The organism is Streptomyces sp. (assembly GCF_035563135.1).
Classification (GTDB): Bacteria; Actinomycetota; Actinomycetes; order Streptomycetales; family Streptomycetaceae; genus Streptomyces.
Map to the genome: position 1 here is coordinate 1 of NZ_DATMVN010000467.1, position 3,567 is coordinate 3,567.

The 3,567-nt window shown below is 66.4% G+C and carries 6 protein-coding genes; 2 read left to right on the forward strand and 4 right to left on the reverse strand.

What is annotated here, in order from left to right; all coding sequences use genetic code 11:
• The 3 genes from VN520_RS20700 to VN520_RS20710 all read right to left on the reverse strand — a co-directional run.
• The coding region (locus tag VN520_RS20700; RefSeq protein ID WP_325748425.1) for a PA domain-containing protein at positions 1-503 on the reverse strand (503 nt) is incomplete at its 3' end.
• On the reverse strand, positions 491-622 hold the full coding sequence (locus tag VN520_RS20705) for a hypothetical protein (RefSeq protein WP_325748426.1): 132 nt from the start codon (positions 620-622) through the stop codon (positions 491-493). The genes VN520_RS20700 and VN520_RS20705, both read right to left, overlap by 13 nt.
• Before the next feature lie 71 nt (positions 623-693).
• Positions 694-1,800: a S41 family peptidase gene (locus VN520_RS20710; protein ID WP_325748427.1), complete on the reverse strand. Its 1,107-nt coding sequence runs from the start codon at positions 1,798-1,800 to the stop codon at positions 694-696.
• Between the two features lie 210 nt (positions 1,801-2,010).
• On the opposite strand from VN520_RS20710, the gene VN520_RS20715 reads away from it, so the two are divergent.
• Entirely contained in the window at positions 2,011-2,202 is a 192-nt protein-coding gene (locus VN520_RS20715) for a hypothetical protein (protein WP_325748428.1), read from the forward strand.
• Positions 2,203-2,262: 60 nt separating this feature from the next.
• Positions 2,263-2,469: a hypothetical protein gene (locus VN520_RS20720; protein ID WP_325748429.1), complete on the forward strand. Its 207-nt coding sequence runs from the start codon at positions 2,263-2,265 to the stop codon at positions 2,467-2,469.
• A 249-nt stretch (positions 2,470-2,718) separates the two neighbouring features.
• Here the strand turns inward: VN520_RS20720 and VN520_RS20725 are convergent.
• Positions 2,719-3,567: cation:proton antiporter (locus tag VN520_RS20725; RefSeq protein ID WP_325748430.1), on the reverse strand; the 849-nt coding region annotated here is incomplete at its 5' end.

Genomic DNA, 3,567 nt, shown 5'->3' on the forward strand with positions numbered 1-3,567 from the left:
CCCTCCGCCCCGGGCAGTCCCGTGTTGAAGATCAGCACCGCGGACGCCCCGGCGGCCGCCGCGTTGGCGGCCTTCACCCCGAAGGCGCACGTGCCCCGCTGGAGCAGTGCGATGTTCCCCGGCACGAAGTCGGCGAAATCCCCGGCCTCGCACCCGCTGGTGCTCGCGCCCCTCTCGCCGGTCGTTCCCACGGCCTGCACCGGTGCCGTCACCGTCCCGGAGCCGGAATAGGTCATGACCGCGACGTCCGCGGCGGCGAGCTGCCTGCCGCCCGCGCTGACCGTGGCCGGGCTGACCTCCTGGAAGAAGGGAAAGGAGAAGTTCTGGACCCGCGGGGCGTAGCCGGCGGCCCTCAGCCTGCCGACCACGTAGTCGACGCTGCCCCGGTAGCCGGACGTGCCCGAGGCCCGGTTGCCGTTGTTGGCGTTGGCGATGGCCTGGAACACCTCGAGGTGCTCCAGCACCTTCCCGGGAGGCACGTCCGCCGCGGTCACAGCGACCACTCCGGCGCGGTCGGCTTCGCAGCGGCGAGCACGTCTTCGGCGCTCCCGGCGCCGGTGCCCAATAGCACGGGGGCCGCTACGGCGGCCACGGTCCGGTGGTGATGGGTACGGTGGCGCATGGGATCTCCCGAGATGCAACGAAAGTAACCCCGCCGTTCACATACGATGTGCGGGGTCCGGAATCGGAGGGCTACAGGCGGATGGTTCGCCGTTGACGTACCTCGTCGTCGTCGAATCCAGTCAGGCTAACCTGCTTAGTGCCCTGTGGATAGGCCACCATGACCGGGACGCCTGAGGTGAGTTCGTACGTGCTCCCGGGATGCCCGTCGAAGAACACGTCGAGACGGTCGAGTCCGTCGGTTTCAACGGTCACCGTGCGGTCGGCCTCGTCGATCCCGGCGTTCCGCTTCGAGAACGGCAGCTTGCGCAGTTCGCTGATGCAGTGGGCCAACAGGTCACGGTTGCCGTGAAGCAGATCGTCGAGGGTCAGCTCGTGCGGTGTGCCCTCGTTGCCCACGTCCTCGATCGGCTTGCCCTCGTTCGGTCCGGACCGCGTTGCGCGCCGATACGCGAAGCTCAACCCGATCCCATCGGGCAACGTGCGCAGAGGTTCGGCGGATGCTTCCAGCGCCGCGCGGATCTCGTCATAGTTCCAGACATTTGCCCCACCAGCGCCGGTTGCCGAGCCGACGCATAGGAAAGGCCCAATGTTGTTATCGACGAATCCGGCCGAGAAGAGGTCACCGGAGGAGTAGGTGGTCGAATCCGCCACGAGCAGGACCGGCCCCCCGTACTGCTGACCAATCTCATTGGCCGTCTTCGACGGCGTGAGCGGAATCGCCTGCGAGTAGAGCTCCCCGTTCCGGACAGCATCGTGCAGCGACTTCTTCCACGGCCCCAGGTCCTCGGCCAACGGCCCATCGGCCAACGCCCGGGTGAACGGGGTGGCCAAAACGGAGTACTTCGTAGGCTCGATGGGCATCGGCGTGAACAACTGCAAGGCCGCCTCGGCCGCCACGATGTAGCCGCCCGGATTGCTCCGCACGTCGATGACCAGACCCCGCTCCGGCAACAGCGGGATCAGCCGCAGCAGCTCCCTGATGAACGCTCTGTGCCTGACGTCGAAAGCGAAGATGCGGAGGTACCCAAAGGGGCCACCGGGCGCGTCCACGCGGAGGGCAGCGAGGGTACCGGACAGTTGGGTCGATATGACCGTGGCGGCGAGTTTCTCGTCGTTCTTGCTGGACAGCTCCGGCGCGTGCGCCTGTCCACCCCCCGCCACGTGAGGCGCGAACATCAGGATTTTGGCCAGGCGGACGGCCTCGGCTGCAGGGTCCAGCGCGAGGGCCTCTCCCGGATCTCCGTCCCCTTGTCCCGCAAACCCTGTGTTCAGACCGCAGCGGACTAAAGTGGTTTGTCGTACTTGGAGTTGACAGAGGCTCTGCCCTAGGACGCGGCGACTGCCCTGCTCGCTGCCACGGCGCTGAACGCAGCCGCGGAAACAGCAATGCAAGAGAAGGTCCAGCTCATCGGGCGCGTGCTGGGCAACGCGGCGACAGACACGGCGGTAGTCGATGAGGAGTTTCTCTTCACCCGAGCGATGCGGGTGCTGGAGGCTCCGAACATCCGTGTGCTTTGTCTTCTAAACAAGCCGCCGATCTACGAGTTCAGCAGGGAGCAAATTACAACGATCCGCTGAACGTCAGCGCAGCTAGCCGTGGAACTCAACTGGCCCCGCCGCTCGGTTACGACTGTCCTGTTGACCTTACAGAGCGAGGCCGCCGCGCTCCTATCTACCTCGATCATCGATGAAGGCAGGGCTGCGGGGTTTCGAGAATTGATGCAGGGCCGAAAGCCGGTCGACTTGGAGAACATGGTCTACGAGATTACGGACTTTGGCGCCTACCTTGTCGAGAGGGTCAAAAGCGTTAGGATCGGGGCTCTCAACTCTGAGAGGTTCGACTAGGCCGCTCGGGGAGTCATCCGAGAGACATGCTGGCGTATCGGTGCTCCCAGAGAGCGAGGCTTGTCATGAAGGGGCCAATGACCCAGAACAACTTCTTTGCAGTTGACTCCTTACGGTGATTGCCGAAACCCTGGTCCCAACTGCACGTTCGTGATTGGGCAGTGCTGGCAGGTCACGGTGACGATCAACTGTTCTGCGGACTAGTTGCGGACCAAGACCCGGATAATGCGACGCGATGACAGCACCTGGTCATCGCCCCTGCGGCGGCATCCGGGGTGACGGGTCGAGGTCAGCCGCGGGACGTCCGGTCGCTGCTACGCCCGCACGGCGCGACGCGGCGGCGCGCAGCGACCGGACAGCGCGGTCCCATCCGCGCTGGATCTGCGGACCGCGGCCGTCGGTCGGCGGCAAATCGATCTCTCCTTGCTCACCGAGCCAGCTGGCGAGCCGGCCGGCGCGGTGCACCGCGCGCAGGCGGTGTTCGACCTGGCGCCGGGCATTACTGGGCACGATGAGGAGCAGCTGGTCGCCGTGGCGGAGGGTGGTCTGCCGGTCGGGGACCAGCGTGTGGCCGTCTCTGACGATCAGGGAGACGACGGCGCCAGGTGGCAGGCGCAGCTCCCACATGGTGACGCCGTGCAGCTTCGAGTCCGCCGGCACGAGGAACTGGAGCAGGTCCGCGTCGAGCCGCTCCAGTGGTGCCGACTCCATGAGCACGTCGCTCGCGTCCTCCGCGTCACCGACCCCCAGGCGCCGCGCCAGTGAGGGCAAGGTCGGCGCCTGGACGATCGTGAAGACGACGACCAGGACGAAGACGATGTCGAAGATCGTCTCGGCTGCCGGCAGCTCCGCACTGATCGGGATGGTGGCGAGCACGATCGGCACAGCGCCCCGGAGTCCGGCCCAGGACATGAACGCCTGTTCCCTCCACGGGGAGCGGAACGGCGTCGCGCACACGACCACCGACAGTGGGCGGGCCAACAGCAGCAGGCCCCCGCCGACGATCAGTGCAGGCAGCAGCACATCGGGGAGCCTGCTGGGACTGGCCAGCAGGCCCAGCAGGACGAACAGACCGATCTGCGACAGCCACGCCAGGCC